The organism is Rhodococcus sp. 05-2254-5 (assembly GCF_002258575.1).
Taxonomy (GTDB): domain Bacteria; phylum Actinomycetota; class Actinomycetes; order Mycobacteriales; family Mycobacteriaceae; genus Rhodococcoides; species Rhodococcoides fascians.
This window is the reverse complement of the sequence record NZ_NOZG01000033.1, coordinates 170,753-185,837: the sequence shown is the minus strand read 5'-3', so window position 1 is coordinate 185,837 and position 15,085 is coordinate 170,753. Positions and strand designations below refer to the sequence as shown.

Annotated in this window: 15 protein-coding genes; 8 read left to right on the top strand and 7 right to left on the bottom strand. The window is 64.1% G+C overall.

The window, feature by feature from the left end; all coding sequences use genetic code 11:
• Positions 1-3 precede the first annotated feature (3 nt).
• The 4 genes from CH278_RS25945 to CH278_RS25930 all read left to right on the top strand — a co-directional run bounded on the left by CH278_RS25945 (position 4) and on the right by CH278_RS25930 (position 4,299).
• Positions 4-723 carry an ABC transporter ATP-binding protein gene (locus CH278_RS25945; protein WP_032406964.1) on the top strand — a complete coding sequence of 240 codons (720 nt, stop codon included), beginning with the start codon at positions 4-6 and terminating at the stop codon, positions 721-723.
• A gap of 36 nt (positions 724-759) precedes the next feature.
• Positions 760-1,806, top strand: a complete 1,047-nt coding sequence (locus CH278_RS25940) for an ABC transporter substrate-binding protein (protein WP_094623245.1) — start codon at positions 760-762, stop codon at positions 1,804-1,806.
• A gap of 28 nt (positions 1,807-1,834) precedes the next feature.
• Positions 1,835-2,938 (top strand): LLM class flavin-dependent oxidoreductase, encoded by a 1,104-nt coding sequence (locus CH278_RS25935; protein WP_094623244.1) that lies wholly within the window; start codon positions 1,835-1,837, stop codon positions 2,936-2,938.
• Positions 2,939-3,042: 104 nt separating this feature from the next.
• On the top strand, positions 3,043-4,299 hold the full coding sequence (locus tag CH278_RS25930) for an ATP-binding protein (RefSeq protein ID WP_238325079.1): 1,257 nt from the start codon (positions 3,043-3,045) through the stop codon (positions 4,297-4,299).
• Positions 4,300-4,336: 37 nt separating this feature from the next.
• On the opposite strand, the gene CH278_RS25925 is transcribed toward CH278_RS25930, so the two are convergent.
• From CH278_RS25925 to CH278_RS25910, 4 genes are read right to left on the bottom strand one after another with little or no spacing between them, the layout of a single operon-like run.
• Positions 4,337-5,470 (bottom strand): serine hydrolase domain-containing protein, encoded by a 1,134-nt coding sequence (locus CH278_RS25925; protein ID WP_094623243.1) that lies wholly within the window; start codon positions 5,468-5,470, stop codon positions 4,337-4,339.
• Entirely contained in the window at positions 5,460-6,086 is a 627-nt protein-coding gene (locus tag CH278_RS25920) for a TetR/AcrR family transcriptional regulator (RefSeq protein ID WP_094623242.1), read from the bottom strand. Before CH278_RS25920 ends, CH278_RS25925 begins: the two co-directional genes overlap by 11 nt.
• Complete coding sequence (locus CH278_RS25915; protein WP_094623241.1) at positions 6,083-7,645, bottom strand: class I adenylate-forming enzyme family protein; 1,563 nt, start codon at positions 7,643-7,645, stop codon at positions 6,083-6,085. Before CH278_RS25915 ends, CH278_RS25920 begins: the two co-directional genes overlap by 4 nt.
• 26 nt (positions 7,646-7,671) lie before the next feature.
• The gene (locus CH278_RS25910) at positions 7,672-8,334 is read right to left on the bottom strand and encodes a nitroreductase family protein (protein WP_027497814.1); all 663 of its coding nucleotides are present in this window, start codon (positions 8,332-8,334) and stop codon (positions 7,672-7,674) included.
• A gap of 183 nt (positions 8,335-8,517) precedes the next feature.
• Here CH278_RS25910 and CH278_RS25905 point away from each other — a divergent pair, with 183 nt between their 5' ends.
• A complete protein-coding gene (locus CH278_RS25905; RefSeq protein ID WP_179274413.1) occupies positions 8,518-10,470 on the top strand; it encodes a flavin-containing monooxygenase in 1,953 nt (650 codons plus the stop codon).
• Here CH278_RS25905 and CH278_RS25900 read toward each other — a convergent pair.
• Complete coding sequence (locus tag CH278_RS25900; RefSeq protein WP_094623297.1) at positions 10,454-11,125, bottom strand: hypothetical protein; 672 nt, start codon at positions 11,123-11,125, stop codon at positions 10,454-10,456. The two genes, CH278_RS25905 and CH278_RS25900, sit on opposite strands and share 17 nt — an antisense overlap.
• A 263-nt stretch (positions 11,126-11,388) precedes the next feature.
• Here CH278_RS25900 and CH278_RS25895 point away from each other — a divergent pair, with 263 nt between their 5' ends.
• Together CH278_RS25895 and CH278_RS25890 are read left to right on the top strand one after the other, a co-directional pair.
• Positions 11,389-11,913 carry a hypothetical protein gene (locus CH278_RS25895; protein WP_094623240.1) on the top strand — a complete coding sequence of 175 codons (525 nt, stop codon included), beginning with the start codon at positions 11,389-11,391 and terminating at the stop codon, positions 11,911-11,913.
• 23 nt (positions 11,914-11,936) lie between these two features.
• Positions 11,937-12,452 (top strand): hypothetical protein, encoded by a 516-nt coding sequence (locus tag CH278_RS25890; protein ID WP_256991827.1) that lies wholly within the window; start codon positions 11,937-11,939, stop codon positions 12,450-12,452.
• A gap of 64 nt (positions 12,453-12,516) precedes the next feature.
• On the opposite strand, the gene CH278_RS25885 is transcribed toward CH278_RS25890, so the two are convergent.
• Entirely contained in the window at positions 12,517-13,290 is a 774-nt protein-coding gene (locus CH278_RS25885) for an 8-oxoguanine DNA glycosylase OGG fold protein (RefSeq protein ID WP_094623239.1), read from the bottom strand.
• A 43-nt stretch (positions 13,291-13,333) separates the two neighbouring features.
• Complete coding sequence (locus CH278_RS25880; RefSeq protein ID WP_094623238.1) at positions 13,334-14,209, bottom strand: helix-turn-helix transcriptional regulator; 876 nt, start codon at positions 14,207-14,209, stop codon at positions 13,334-13,336.
• An 86-nt stretch (positions 14,210-14,295) separates the two neighbouring features.
• On the opposite strand from CH278_RS25880, the gene CH278_RS25875 reads away from it, so the two are divergent.
• Positions 14,296-15,081 carry an SDR family NAD(P)-dependent oxidoreductase gene (locus CH278_RS25875; protein ID WP_094623237.1) on the top strand — a complete coding sequence of 262 codons (786 nt, stop codon included), beginning with the start codon at positions 14,296-14,298 and terminating at the stop codon, positions 15,079-15,081.
• Positions 15,082-15,085 lie beyond the last annotated feature (4 nt).

Genomic DNA, 15,085 nt, shown 5'->3' with positions numbered 1-15,085 from the left:
GCCATGACTACGACGACGACTTCCGTCGCCACCCTGCACGGGATCGACAAGTTCTACGGATCCAGCCACGTGTTGAAGGGTGTCGACCTGTCCATCGAGCGCGGCGAAATCGTCTCGCTGGTCGGACGATCCGGCTCCGGCAAGTCGACCATCCTGCGTGTCCTGGCCGGACTGTCGACCGACCACACGGGGGAGCGGCACGTCGCCGGACATCCTGCAGTCGCGTTTCAGGAACCACGACTGTTCCCGTGGCGATCGGTTCGCCAGAACGTGTCCTACGGTCTGAACACCGCAGGCGTCACCGGCAACGAAGCATTGACTGCTGCCGACGCGACCCTCGACGAGGTGGGGCTGGCCGAGAAGCGAGACGCATGGCCACTCACATTGTCCGGTGGGCAAGCTCAGCGCGCTGCGCTGGCGCGGGCTTTGGTGGGGGAGCCCGAACTGCTGCTCCTCGACGAACCGTTCGGCGCGCTCGACGCACTCACACGACTGACCATGCAGTCACTTCTGCTCGACCTGTGGGGACGGCACCGCTTCGGCATCCTCCTGGTCACGCATGATGTCGACGAGGCGATCGCGCTGGCCGATCGGGTTGTGGTGCTCGAGAACGGGGCAGTTTCGGACACCGTCACCGTCGATCTGCCCCGTCCCCGTGATCGCGGAACGCCGGGCTTCTCCCGCCTTCGCACCCATCTGCTCGGAGCTCTCGGAGTTCACTGACCGTCCAATTCGGCACCTGACAAGGATCTTTCACGCATGTCGTCATACGCTCGTCCTCGTTCTCTGCGCGCACTCGGTGTGCTCGCTGCGCTGTCTCTGACGGTCGTCGGACTTACCGGTTGCGTCTCTCGTGGTAGCGACACCACTTCCACCGAAGCCCCCGAACTGGTCTCGAACGACCAGCTCGCCACAGTCACCCTCGACGTCGGCGACCAGAAGGGTGGCACCGAAGCCCTACTGCGCGCATCGGGTGAGCTGGACTCCGCTCCCTACGATGTTGCGTTCTCCACCTTCACTTCCGGCCCGCCTCAGGTGGAGGCGGCAACGGCCGGACAGATCGACTTCGCGGTCACCGGCAACACGCCCCCCGTCTTCGGGGTTGCAGCCAATGCCCGCATCAAGGTCGTGTCCGCCTACACCAACGATGCGAGCGGGGATCAGATTCTCGTGCCACCGGGTTCGACTCTGGCGTCGTTCGCCGACCTGCGCGGCAAGAAGATCGCGGTGGGCAAGGGAAGTTCGGCGCACGGACACGTGCTGCTGCAGTTGCAGAAGGCCGGCTTGAACACCGACGACGTTCAGCTGGTGTTCCTTCAGCCTGCCGATGCGCTGACGGCATTCACCTCGGGCGAGGTCGATGCCTGGGCGATCTGGGATCCGTTCACCGCCATCGCGCAGGTGCAGAACGGCTCGAAGACGCTGACCACTGCCGAGGGTGTGGCCAACGGTTATGGCTTCGGTATCGCGTCTCAGCAGGCTCTGGACGATCCCGCGAAGAACACTGCGCTGCAGGACTTCGTGGTTCGTCTGGCCAAGGCGTCCGCATGGGCGGACGCACACCCGGCAGAGTGGGCGTCGGCGTACTCGACGGCCGTCGGCATCGACCCGGCCGCGGGTGAATTGGCGCAGGGGCGAAGCCAGCGACCCGCAATTGCTCTGGATGACAACGTGATCGAATCCGAGCAGACGCTGTTCGACGCGTTCGTCGAGAGCGGAAGCATCCCTGGCGGCAACACGTTCGCAGACTTCGTCGACACGCGTTACAACGACGCCATCGCCGCCGCGACCGCCTCCACCAACTGATCACCCACCACGTCGTAGGAGTTCACTCGTGACCGCACGCATTTTCTGGTTCCTCCCCACCGCTGGCGACGGCCGCTCCATCGTCGGTGCATCTCACGCGTCGGCCAACATCGTCGAACCAGCCGGGTTCCGTCGTCCGTCGCTGCGGTACCTCACGGAGGTGGCTCAGGCCGCGGACCGCCTCGGCTACGAGGGAGTGTTGACTCCGACCGGAACCTGGTGCGAGGACGCCTGGTTGACCACCGCCGCGCTACTGCAGAGCACCCGACGGTTGAAGTTCCTTGTCGCCTTCCGTCCCGGCCTCACGCCGCCCACGTTGGCGGCGCAACAGGCAGCGACGCTGCAGCGGTTCTCGGAAGGTCGGGTGCTTTTCAACATCGTCACCGGCGGCGACGACGTCGAGCAGCGTCGTTTCGGGGATTGGATCGACCACGATCGGCGATACGCCCGCACCGACGAATTTCTCGGACTGGTGCATCGGATCTGGACGGAGACGTCGGTCGATCACGAAGGCGAATTCTTCAAGGTGGCCGATGCGCGTGTTTCGGAGGCACCGGACCCGTTGCCCGAGTTCTGGTTCGGCGGTTCGTCCGATCCCGCACTCGCCGTCGCCGCCAAGCATGTCCAGACGTATCTGACGTGGGGTGAGCCTCCTGCCGACGCCCGCGCCAAGATCGAGAAGGTGCAGGCGCTCGCGGACGCCGAGGGCCGCAAGCTCACCTATGGCATTCGCCTGCACACCATCAGCCGCGACACCTCCGACGAGGCCTGGGCCGTCGCACAAAAGCTGCTCGACGAGCTTCCCGAGGAACAGGTGTCGGCGGCGCACGCGCTGCACTCGTCGTCGCAGTCCGAGGGACAGCGCCGGATGGCCGCATTGCACGGGGGCAGCAAGGATTCGCTCGAGATCTACCCGAACCTCTGGGCCGGAGTCGGTCTCGTTCGAGGCGGTGCCGGCACCGCGCTGGTTGGTTCGCACGAGGAAGTTGCCAACCTGATCGGGGAGTACCACGACGCCGGATTCGACGAGTTCATTCTGTCCGGCTACCCGCACCTCGAGGAGTCCTACCACTTCGCCGAAGGTGTTCGACCCATCCTCGACGCGCGAGGAATCACGGTCCCCGCACGCTAGAGCACGTGGGATCGAACCCGCCGGGTCTGCGCAGTTGGGAAATCTGTCCAGTAGATGGTGTGAAAAATGGATGATAGACGAGGGCAAATCTGTATGATGGCTGCGTGTCCAGTGCCATGTACGTCCCGCGAATCGTGGACGAGGAGCTCGACGACCTCCTCCCTCACCTAGCCGCGATCAACCTCGACGGTGCGAAGGGCGTAGGCAAGACCGCTACCGCCACCCGCCGTGCGAAGTCGGTTCTCGAACTCGACAACGCGGTGGATCGGCAGCTGATTTCTGCGGACCCAGATCTGCTCGCGAGATCGGCGCGCCCCATGCTTATCGATGAATGGCAACGATTCCCGCCGTCATGGGATCTGGTTCGCAGAGCCGTGGACAACGATGCGTCGGGTGGGCAATTTCTGCTGACGGGAAGCGCGCCGCCTTCCGACGCTGTCGTCCACTCCGGTGCAGGCCGAATTGTCCGTGTACGAATGTGGCCTCTGAGCTTCGCCGAACGTCGGCCGTCGGATTCGGCTGTATCCCTGAAGGACTTGCTGTCTCCCCGGCAGGTGACTATTTCGGGTTCGACCGAGACCGTGCTCGGCGATTACATCGAAGAAGTGCTGGTTTCCGGCTTCCCTGGCATCCGTCGTCTCGCCGGTCGCGCGAATCGCGCAGCTTTGGACGGCTACCTGCACGCGATCATCGAACACGACTTTCCGGAGCAAGGCCACGTGGTTCGACGTCCGGAATCCCTTCGTGCCTGGATGACTGCATACGCCGCAGCCACATCGACCACAGCATCCTGGGAGTCGATCAGGGATGCGGCAACGCCGGGTGCGACCCACAAGCCAACCCGTCAAACATCGATCAACTATCGCGATGTGCTCAGTCGCCTGCGCATGCTGCATGACGTAGAAGCATGGTTGCCGCAGGATAATTCGTTGGGGAAGCTAGCCAAGGCACCTAAGCACCATCTAGTGGACCCAGCCCTGTGCGCTCGATTGCTCGGCGTGACAGCTGAGTCCCTGTTGACGCCTGGCGGCTCGGCGGGCGTCAGATTGGGGCACCTTTTCGAGTCGTTCGTAACGCAAAGCCTCGAGGTGTACGCGCAAGCGAACGAGGCGAGGCTGTTTCATTTCCGTGGCAGGACTGCCGAAGTGGATCTGATCGTCGAGCAAGGCGATGGATCGTTCATCGGCATCGAGGTGAAAGTCTCGCCCGATATCACGGACCACGATGTCCGACATCTGAAGTGGCTTCGGAGCGCAGTGGGCAGTCGAATGAGGGACGCGATCGTAGTGACGACAGGTCCTCACGCTTACCGCCGACAGGACGGTATCGCGGTGATTCCGTTGGCTTTGCTCGCGCCTTAGCCGGTCCTCGGCCGCTCGGAGTCGGTGATACGCACTGTCAGCAGATTCCGGCGTACACCGGCCGGACGTACTCCTCCGCTCGGTCGGAGCCGATGATTCCTGGACCCATTCGGTTCATGACATAGGAGATGGTCAGCTTCGACTCCGGGTGCAGAACGGTGAGCGATCCGCCCCAACCTCCCCAGAAGCAGATCTTGCCGTCGGGGATGTAGGGAATCGATTCGTGCTGTGGGAGGGCAAAGCCCAGGCCGAAGCGCAACGGAATGCCTAGGGCCAGATCGATTCCGTTGGACTGCTCCTCGAAGATCGTGTCGATGGTCTCCGGGCTCAGCAGTCGTATGCCGTCCACGGTGCCGCCTCGGGAGATGACCGACAGGATCCTCGCGACCGATCGTGCGTTGCCGTGCCCGTTGAGTGCACCCATGTCCGCGGCACGCCATGCCGGAGTGTTCGCGGACGAGGCCTGGACCAACGGTCCGAGAAAGGTCTTGCGACGCACCATCGTCGGATCGGGCACGGCATCATCGGTCGGCGGGGGCGGCGGAACCACATCGGCGATCCGATCCCAGTCAGCCTCGGCGGCACCGATCTGGAAGTCGGCACCGAGAGGACCAGCAATCTCATCGGCGACGAACTGCCTCAACGGCTTTCCGGTGACGCGCCGAACTACTTCGCCGATCAGGTGCCCCTGACTTGCTGCGTGATACCCCGATGTGGTGCGCGAATCCCACCACGGAGCCTGCGCGGCCAGACGCGAGGTAGAGAGTTCCCAGTCGTAGAGGTCCTCTTCGCTGAACGGCCTGTCCCAGCCCGAGATTCCGGAGGTGTGCGACAACAGGTTCCGGACCGCGATGTCCTGCTTGCCTGCGGCTGCGAACTCGGGCCAGTAGGTCGCGACCGGCGCATCGGGATCGAGCACTCCACGGTCGATGAGCACCAGCGCGGACAGGCACGTCACCATTTTCGTCGTCGACCACACGTTGGTGATCGTGTCCGACTCCCACGGCAAGCGGCGCTCGGTGTCTCGGTAGCCACCCCACACGTCGACGGCGGTGTGGCCGTCGATGTCGACCACGATGGACGCGCCGAGCTCCTCTCCGCTGTCGAGGTTGGCCGCCAACTTCTCGCGCACGCCCTCGAAGCGTGGGTCGCAGTGACCGTCAATTGCCATGTGATGCCCCCAGAATGCGGTGAACGGCCAATTCGACGTAGTTGTCGGCAACGTCCTCGATGCTCAACTCGCCGCCGTCGTGGAACCAGTTGCTGATGCCGTTGAGCATGTCGGTCAGAGCGAACGACGCCAGACGCGCATCCGGGACGGTGAATTCACCACTGCGCATTCCGGCGGTGATGACATCGCGGACGCGTCGTTGGTACTGGCGACGGTAGTCCTCGACGACAGTGCGGTGCTCGGGGGTGAGTGACGCGAGTTCGTGCAGGCCCACGATGTACTCCACCCGTCGACGGTTCAGATGCACCAGGTGCGCGCGCACCAGTGACGAGAGGCGATCGGTAGGGGTTCCGGCCGCGTCGAGCAGCGGCAGGTTCTCCTCGGCCGGCTCCTGCGTGACAGTCAGACAAATCGCGAACAGGATGTCTTCCTTGGACGGGAAGTGGTGGTAGAGGCTGGCACCCTTGATGCCGACGGCGTCGGCGATGTCGCGCATGCCGACGTTCGAGTAGCCCTCGCGCGCAAAGATATTGGCGGCATTGGCGACGATGTCGTCTCGGCGTTGCCGGGTACGTATCTGCCGAGGGAGTGGAGTCACAGCATCGGGTTGAGTCATACGGTCTCCTCGACCGCCGCCAGCAGTCGCAGTTCACGCTTGAGGATCTTGCCCTGCGGGTCGACGGGCAGTTCGGCCACGATGTGCACCGACTTCGGGGCCTTGTACGACGCCAACTCGGTGCGGCAGTACTCGATGATCGCGGCCGGGTCGGCGGTCACCCCGTCGCGCGCGATGACGAAGGCGGTCACGGCCTCGGACCAGTACGGGTCGGGGACTCCGACGACGGCGGCACGCAGCACGTCCGGGTGGGTGTGGATGGTGCGTTCCACTTCCTGCGACGACACGTTCATCCCTCCCGACTTGATCATGTCCTTCATCCGATCGTAGAAGAACAGGTTGCCGTCGGCGTCGATGCGGACCATATCGCCGGTATGCACCCATCCGTCTCGGAACACCTCGGCGGTGCGCTCGGGGTCCTTGAAGTAGCCGAGCATCACCGACGGAGTGCGGCAGAGCAATTCACCGATCTCACTCTCGTTGCCCGCGGGGTCGACCACCTTGATTTCGAGGTGCGTGACGGGCTTTCCGATCCACGACGCGTCCCCGCCGGGAATGTCGTCGAGGGTGGAGAACCAGCCGACCGAGCCGAGCTGCGAGAGTTCCGACTGTCCCCAGTAGGTGCCCCAGATGGCCTCGGGTGCCGCGCCGGCCCAGGCGCTGATCGTGTGCGGCGACACCTGGCCACCGTAGGTGAGGCAGCGCCGAACTTGGCTGACGGCCTCGGGGCCGAACTGCGCATCACGGGCCAAGGCCAAATAGAACGTCGGCGTCTGCGCGATGACGGAGATCTTCTCGGCCGCGATGATGCGCAGCGATTGTGCCGGGTCGACCGTCGCCGGCAGGACGAGGGTGGCACCCATCAGCGTGAGGGTGGTCATCGAGCCGAGCCCGGCGATGGTGTGGAAGGGCATGACGAACAGCCAGGTGTCTTCCGGTCCGGTGCGCAGGCCCCAGCTCCACGCGGGCGCGGTGGAGATGAGGAAGTTGCGATGCGGGATCATCACGCCCTTGGGAGCCGCCTCGGTTCCCGAGGTGTAGATGACCATCGCGACGTCGTTCTCGTCCATGTCGACGTCCGGCTCGGTGGACGGGGTGTTCGCCGTCAGTGCGGCGTATTCGGTACCGAAGGTCACTAGGGTGGTGGTCTCCGGCTTCACCGAGGAGATGATCTCGGCGTAGGCCGGATCGGCCACCACCACAGTCGGTTCCGCGTGTTCGAGTTGGTGCTTCACCTCGGCCGCGCGATACATCACGTTGATGCCGGTGAAGGCCGCACCCGCTTTGAGGGTGCCGTAGTACGCCACCACCACGTCGACGCTGTTACGAGCCATCGATGCGACGCGGTCGCCCGAAGTCACTCCGAGATCGACCAGCAGGTTAGCGAACTGGTTTGCGCGAGAATCCAGTTCGCCGTACGTGGTGACCTCGCGGGTGCCGTCCGCCGCGTAGCTAATAAACGCAACCTTTTTCGGCTGAGTCCGCGCATGACGACGAAGCTGATCGCCGATGGTGGCGCGGCCGATGGGGGAGCGGTGGTGGATGGCAGTACCGGGCACGGCGGACTCCTTCAGATGCTGTGGTTTTACAGTGCAGGCGAGAGCGCAGCGGAGTCGAACATCGGCTGCGAGAACGTCTCTGCCGCAACGATCTGCTCGACGGGATCGCGTGTGAGCTTGCGCGGGAACGACTTCTCGGGATAACCGACGGCGATGTGCGCGGCGGTGATGTAGTCGTCCGGGATGCCGAGCAGTTCGCGAATGGCGGGTTCCTCGTGGCACAGCAAAGTCGTCACCGCGGTTGCGACGCCCTGATCTCGCAGGCTCAGGCACAGGTTCTGCACGGTGGGGTAGATGGATGCGCCGCCGACGACGGAGAGTCGGCCGAGTTCGTGGTCGGTGGGGTGCAGTCCGTCCAACGCTGCGCAGACCACCACGATGGCGGGCACCTCGTGAAGGTGACGGGCGAAGTAGTCGGCGTCCTGCACGGTCTTGGGCAGAGCGCCAACGGCGACGGTTCCGCCGGTGATGCCGGCGAAGTAGGCGTCCCACATCGGGAGGTAGAGGTCAGCGAGGGCCTGCTTGCGGGCGGCGTCGCGCACGACGATCCATCGCACGGGCTGACGATTGCCGCCCTGCGGGCCGAAGCGGGCGACGTCGAACGCGGCCTTGAACACCTCGTCGGGAACAGGATCGCTGAGGTACCGCCTGCAGGTGCCGGTGGTGCGCATCGCCTCGGTGAGTTCCATGGGTGTTTCCCTTCGCCTGTCCGCTGTTAGGTAGTGCCATGAAGCATCGTGTGGCTTGGGCCACATTGTCAAGGGTTCAAATGCTGTGAATCTGAGGATCGCGAAACCCTTGCGCCAAATTGCCTAACCGTGGTTAGTTGAGCTGTCGAAGTCGGATTGAGCAGCTCGCAATAGGAGGTACCGGTGTCCACAGACGCAGCAACGGCAGCGGAAACCGTGGGTGGGGTAGATCGGGATCGGCTCTCGCGGGCTCTCACCGCGGCCAACCTCCCCACGCTGGTGGCGGTGCTCTATCAGTTGACCGGCGATCGCACGTGGCTCGCCGATCCATACCGCCCCACGCGTAGTCGAGGCATGGACAACAACGACACGGGCGGATTCGACGACGCCGTTGCCGACCGCATCCGCTCCGCAGCACTCGACGCGATCTGCGCGTTCCACGAGGGTGCGCCAATGGCGGTGCCGTCACCCGATTCGGAGCACCTGGTCGAGATGATCAGCGTGGCCGTCGGTGAGCAGGTTCCTCCCGAGTTCGGCGTCATGGTCGCCGAGGACATGGGCTTCACCGCCTCGGACACTCCGGTGGCCGCGCCGAACGATCTGTCGGTCATCGTGATCGGTGCCGGTGTCTCCGGCATGCTCGCCGCCATCAAGCTGCACGAGGCGGGCATCAGTCACGTGGTGCTGGAGAAGAACTCCGACGTGGGCGGCGGCTGGTTCGAGAACACTTACCCCGGTGCGGGTGTCGACACCCCCAGTCACCTGTACTCCTACTCCTTCGCGCCGCGGGCCTGGAGCACGCACTTCGGCAAGCGTGACGAGGTGTGGGAGTACCTCAGCGATGTCGCGTCCGAACACGATCTGCGGCAACGCATTCGCTTCGACACCGAGGTGGCGACCGCGGAGTACGACGCCCAGCGACAGGGCTGGACCGTCACGACGGTCGACGGCGAAACGCTGACCGCCGACGTGGTAATCACCGCTACTGGTCAGCTCAATCGGCCAAAGGTGCCCCACATTCCCGGGCTCGAGTCGTTCGACGGCCCGATCTTCCACACGGCGAACTGGCCGGCCGATCTGGATCTGACCGGTAAGCGCGTCGCCATCGTCGGAACCGGGGCCAGTGCCATGCAGGTGCTGCCGGCCATCGCGTCGACGGTGGGGCATGCGACGGTCTTTCAGCGTTCGCCGCAGTGGGTGTCGTCGAGTGACGTGTACTTCACCGAGATGGGCGACGACGCCAACTACCTGATGGATGTCGTTCCGCTGTATCGGCTCTGGTACCGGACCAGGCTGGCCTGGAACTTCAACGATCGTGTGCACAGCTCGCTGCAGGTCGATCCCGAATGGGAGCATCCGCAGCGCTCGATCAACCCGATGAACGACGCGCATCGACGCGTCTTCACCCGCTACATCGAAGCCGAGCTCGAGGGCCGACCGGACCTGATCGAGAAGTCGCTTCCCGATTACCCGCCCTTCGGCAAGCGGATGTTGCTCGACAACGGCTGGTACGCCGCGCTCAAGCGCGACAACGTCACGCTCATCGCCGACGCCGTGTCATCGATCACCGCGAACTCGGTGGTGGCACGGGATGGTTCGGAGACCGAGATCGATGTGGTGATCCTCGCGACCGGCTTCGAGACCCACAAGCTATTGACGCCGATCGATGTGCGCGGACGATCAGGGGAGTCCATCCGCGATATCTGGGGCCCGGAAGATGCGCACGCGTACCTCGGCATCACCGTCCCGGACTTCCCGAACTTCTTCATCACCTGCGGTCCCGGAACAGTGTTGGGCCACGGGGGCAGCTACATCACCATCGCCGAATGTCAGGTCCGCTACATCGTCGATGTGCTGATCGACATGGTGGACAAGCGAATCGGAGCCATCGAGTGCAAGGCCGACGTGGAGACGGAGTATGTCCGCAAGCACGACGAGGCGCACGCGAAGATGATCTGGTCGCACGGCGGTATGGACAACTGGTACCGCAACGACGCCGGACGCGTTGTCTCGACACTGCCGTGGAGGATCGTCGACTACTGGGAAATGACGCGGCGAGCCGATCTCGACGACTTCGTCACCGAGGCTCGACGGGACCCAGCTCGCGTGAAAGCCGTTCTCAGAACGCGATGTTGACGTCGCGGGAGATCACAAAGCCGTGGTCGCCGCTGTAGCAGGCAATGCCGCCCTCGGTGGAGCGGCAGAAGGTGCCGGTCACTCCGATGACCTGGCCGTACTCGAGTACTCGAGGCTCTCCGCTGCTCGGATCTCCGACGAAGATGCCTTGATTGGTGCAGATCTGTTCGACGGTGTCGTCCTGGTTGATCTTCACCCCGTAGGTGTTGTTCGCGGCGTTGGCGCACTCACGTCCGGTGTTTCCCGGCACCGAGTAGCGCACCTGACAGCCCACGATGGTTCCGGGTGCGTTGGATGAGTTGAAGCCGCAGAACACGTTGCCGCTGGGGGACTGGAAGAAGTATTGGCTGCCGGGTTGTTCGTAATCGCGGGCATCGACGTTGACGTCGTCGCGGTTCGGGGCAGGTGGCACAGCGGGGATGCCTTGCTCGACGGGTATAGCCGGCACCGGGGCAGCGTCGGGGATCTCTCCGGTGGGTCCGGGGCCACTGCCGCCGTTGGAGTCGGTGTAGCCGTTGGCCGACGGAGCTGCGGCTGCAGTGGTGGTGGGCGGTGACGCGGTTCCTGTGGGTTCCTCGGATCCGCAGGCGATGGCTGCGAAGCCGGTCGCGGCGATCAGTGCGCACGTGGCCACGACTCTGCGGACTCGACTCATTTTGTTCGTCCTCACCGGCGTCTGCACAGTGCATCACCTCTGATCAGAGAATCGAACGGGCCAAGTGGTCTGTTAACGTCTTTCGTGTCACGACCCCGTCACGAATCGGTATACGAGTGGTCCTTTTGTCGCGGTGGCTGCGAGGGTGGGTCGGGTAACGGCTCGAGCAGCGCTCGATGTTTCAGGTTCGGGCTCGAATGAGTGGTCCGGTGCCCCGAGCGAACCGGTATCCCATTGTGCGACATGAGCGGAAGGCGTGCGGTATGCGAAAGACGTTGCGGCGAGCGGTCGTATCGATCGCACTGACAGTTCCGTTGCTGCTCGGCATCGGCCTGGGAACGGCTGTGGCAGCGCCGCAGAGCACGCTGCTGCAGGTTCCAGTAGTGACCGGTTTTCAGATCGCGCCCGGTGCGGTGCCCGGTGGGTTGTTTCAGACCATTCCGATGAAGGCCACGGTCGGGACCGAGCCGGGTGTTCTGCTGTTGTCCGCGGCGAATATCGCGCCGTATGCAGACCAGTATCCGTACCGAAGTCTCGGTGTGACTTGGCGGAACTGGGACATCGGGTTTCGTGGAACCGTAGGACTGCGGCACTGGCAGGACAACCCCAACCCGGGCCCGCCGAACGACCTCCCGCCGCTGCGCGCAGAACAGTTACCACTCGAGGTCGCGCTGCCCACGGGTAGTGGCTGGGTCGAGATCACCGTGACGCACTACCGCGAGTACTACGACAGTGCGCCGTACGCCGACACTCTGATCCCGGGCAAAGGCTTGATTTACGTGCCCTGAGCGCACCTACGAAAGGAAACTCGATGAGGAAAACGATCCGCTGCGGCGTCGCCGCCCTGGCGCTGTCCGCCCCCCTGGCCTTCGGCGTAGGTGTCGGAACTGCAACCGCTGCGCCGCAAGAGTCGGTACTGCAAGTGCCTGTTGTCACGGGGCCGGAATTCGTCCCTGCGGGCGTTCCCGGCGGACTGATTCAGACCATTCCGATTCGCGCGGTGGTCGGGGAGAAGCCGGGTGAGGTGCGTTTCTCGGCCGCCGACATCCGGCCGTACTACTACCAGTTCGCTTACCGGCATCTGACGGTCAACTGGCGCAACCTGTCCACCGGTGAGGCAGGCTCCGCCGGCTTGCGGCACTGGAACGACGAGATCGATCGGACGCAGCCGGCCAATCAGGGTGGTCCGCAGGCCTATCGCCTGCCGACCGAGGTGACGGCTCGAACGGGTGCGGGTCCGGTATTCGTAACGGTGACCCACGACCGCGAGAATCCCGATGCGTCGAATGCTCTGATCCCCGGGCTGGGTGTGTTGTTGGTGCCGTGATGTGGCAACGGTCGTTGTGCTGCAATACGTTCCACGCTCGAATCTGCCTGATCTGCCAGCTGATTCAGAACAACGTGGGCGCGGTGTAGCGGCCGTTCCGTGCTTCGCTGAGTCGGGCGCTCCAGCGCTGCACGAGCCACATTTCGACGAGCTCGGGGCTGGTGCCGATGTCCGTGGCCCATGCGGTGATGAGGTCGACGTAGCGGTCGTAGCGGCGACGAGTGAATCCGGTGACGGACGGGTCTTCGAGCCACCCTTCGTGGATGAGGGTCGAGACTCCGTACTGATCGATCAGCTGCGCCGGCCCGCCGTAGACCGACGCTTTCACTGCCCACAGGAACGTGGCCATGAGGGACATTCCGACGCCGGGGGCATCGGGCCAGCCGGACCAGGTGGAGTTCGGGTGGTCGGGCACTGCGCGGTTGCGGACGCAGCTATCGAGCACGCCAAGAGTCTTGGCGACAGGGTTCTCGTCGGGTCGGCTGAGGTGTGGGTTCATGACGTCGGGGAATCGCCGCATCGCTCTGCGGTGGCGATGGCTGCCCTGCCACGCCGCGCAGAGAAACAGCAGTCCGAGCGAATCATGTTCGCCTACAGTCAGATCGGTGCCGATTCTAAGATCGTTGCGCTGCACGGTGGCACCGCCGTACTCGACGATTTCTCCGTCGAGGTTGCGGCCACGCAGCCGAAGATCGTGGCCTGCGCGGTCGAGGTGGCCGTTCCACCAATCCAGGTCCACCTCCACACCGTCGTCGAGGACGTGCAGGTCGTAGCTGCGGTGCTGACACCACTGCACACAGGCCGTGGGAGGCGGAAACCCCTCGTCGAGTCGTGACATACCGCCATCGAAGCATCGGGTACCGACAGATCGAAGGCTGCTGTCACTCGGTGCGGGTCCCGGCTGGCTTGTCGTGGTGATCAGTTTCCTTCGGTCCGATCATTGCCAGTAGCGCCAATTTGTCGGCATCGGGGCTGCCGGCAGCGGCGGTATACAGGATCAGGTGTTGGTCGAGTTCGACGAGTTTCAGCGAATCGCAGTCCACCGTGATCTCTCCAACGGGGGTGTTCCGAAAGGTCTTTCGCAGGGCGGGGGAGACTGCGACGTCGTGTCGTTCCCACAGTCGCGCGAAGTCGGGGCTGCCCTCGCGCAGTTCGGTGACGAGGTTGTGCACAGTCTCGTCTGTGGGATATCGGGTGAGTGCGGTGCGGAGTTCGTTGACGGCGCTGTGGCGGAAGTGGACGTCGTCGGAGATGCCGTAGAGCCGCTCGTCCGGCTGCTCGGTGCCGAGGAAAGCTTTGCGAGCAAGGTTGCGATCACGAGGGGCCAGCGCACCGAAATCCTCCATGAGCGCTGCTGCGAGATCGTTCCAGGCGAGTACCTCGAACGCGGCCGACATGACGATGCCGGCGGTCTGCGGTAGCCGTTCCAGAAGCGTGAGAATGCTGGGCCGAACATCGCGCCGGTGCACACCTGATCTCGCGGGTGCGGTGCCCGCCAGCGCGTGCAGATGGTCGGACTCGGTGTCGTCGAGGTACAGGGCAGCCGCGATGCCTGCCAGCACTTCTGCCGACGGGCGTGGTGCGCGGCCTTGTTCGAGGCGCACGTAGTACTCCGTGGAAATATGCGCGAGCACGGCTAGTTCTTCACGGCGAAGACCCGGGGTCCGGCGGCGAGGGCCGGACGGAAGACCCACATCCTGCGGTTGAAGCTTTTCGCGGCGGCTACGGAGAAACGCCCCGAGTTCCTGCTTGTCCATGAGCTCGATTGTGCCCCGATTTGGGCGTCGGACCCTAGTACCGTTTGTGCCTGTATCCGGTGTCGATGCGCCTTGATGCTTGCATCATGACCATCGAAACAGCTTCCAGTACAGCCGGCCTTCTGGCCGGAAAAATCATGTTCATCACCGGTGCAAGTCGAGGAATCGGTGCTGCTGCGGCTCAACTCTTCTCGGCTGAGGGTGCTGCTGTTGTGCTCGCCGCCCGCAACATCGATGCGCTCGATCAGCTCGTGACGACAATCCGAACTGCCGGGGGTACCGCCGACGCGGTCTCCATGGACCTCGCTGACTCTGGCAGCATCCGTGCCGCCGTCGCCCGCGTCGAGCAGCTGCATGGACGACTCGACGGCGCGTTCAACAACGGTGGCGTCAACCAGCAGCAGATAGGTCCGCTCGACACCACCACCGAAGACGACCTCGACGAGCAGTTCACCGTTAACTTCCGCGCTCACTGGACCGCGATGAAGGCCGAAGCCGCCTTTATGCGTCGGAGTGGCGGCGGTGCCATCGTGAACACTTCGAGCATCGGCAGCCGCCGTGCAGTTCCGCCGCTTCCGGCGTACGGGGCGATGAAGCGGGCGCTCAACAGCATCACCGAAACCGCAGCGGTCACCTGGGCCCCTGAGGGGATCCGCGTCAACGGTCTGATGCCCGGAGGCACTGCGACAGAAATGATGGACGAATGGGAGGCAAAGACACCCGGTGTCATCGCAGCCAGTAGCGCTGCGTCACCGATGGGTCGCATGGCCGAAGCCCGCGAAGTTGCAGAGGCCGCCGCGTGGCTGCTCAGTGACAGGGCTTCCGCGGTGACCGGGGCGATCGTGCCCGTCGACTGCGGTTCGGGGGCCTGATCCT

Bases quoted from the DNA above. Each gene is read 5' to 3' on its own strand.
- CH278_RS25945 (WP_032406964.1), top strand. From the start codon at position 4: ATGACTACGACGACGACTTCCGTCGCCACCCTGCACGGGATCGACAAG.
- CH278_RS25940 (WP_094623245.1), top strand. From the start codon at position 760: ATGTCGTCATACGCTCGTCCTCGTTCTCTGCGCGCACTCGGTGTGCTC.
- CH278_RS25925 (WP_094623243.1), bottom strand. From the start codon at position 5,470: ATGGCAATTGACGGTCACTGCGACCCACGCTTCGAGGGCGTGCGCGAG.
- CH278_RS25920 (WP_094623242.1), bottom strand. From the start codon at position 6,086: ATGACTCAACCCGATGCTGTGACTCCACTCCCTCGGCAGATACGTACC.
- CH278_RS25910 (WP_027497814.1), bottom strand. From the start codon at position 8,334: ATGGAACTCACCGAGGCGATGCGCACCACCGGCACCTGCAGGCGGTAC.
- CH278_RS25900 (WP_094623297.1), bottom strand. From the start codon at position 11,125: ATGAGTCGAGTCCGCAGAGTCGTGGCCACGTGCGCACTGATCGCCGCG.
- CH278_RS25895 (WP_094623240.1), top strand. From the start codon at position 11,389: ATGCGAAAGACGTTGCGGCGAGCGGTCGTATCGATCGCACTGACAGTT.
- CH278_RS25890 (WP_256991827.1), top strand. From the start codon at position 11,937: ATGAGGAAAACGATCCGCTGCGGCGTCGCCGCCCTGGCGCTGTCCGCC.
- CH278_RS25885 (WP_094623239.1), bottom strand. From the start codon at position 13,290: ATGTCACGACTCGACGAGGGGTTTCCGCCTCCCACGGCCTGTGTGCAG.
- CH278_RS25880 (WP_094623238.1), bottom strand. From the start codon at position 14,209: ATGGACAAGCAGGAACTCGGGGCGTTTCTCCGTAGCCGCCGCGAAAAG.
- CH278_RS25875 (WP_094623237.1), top strand. From the start codon at position 14,296: ATGACCATCGAAACAGCTTCCAGTACAGCCGGCCTTCTGGCCGGAAAA.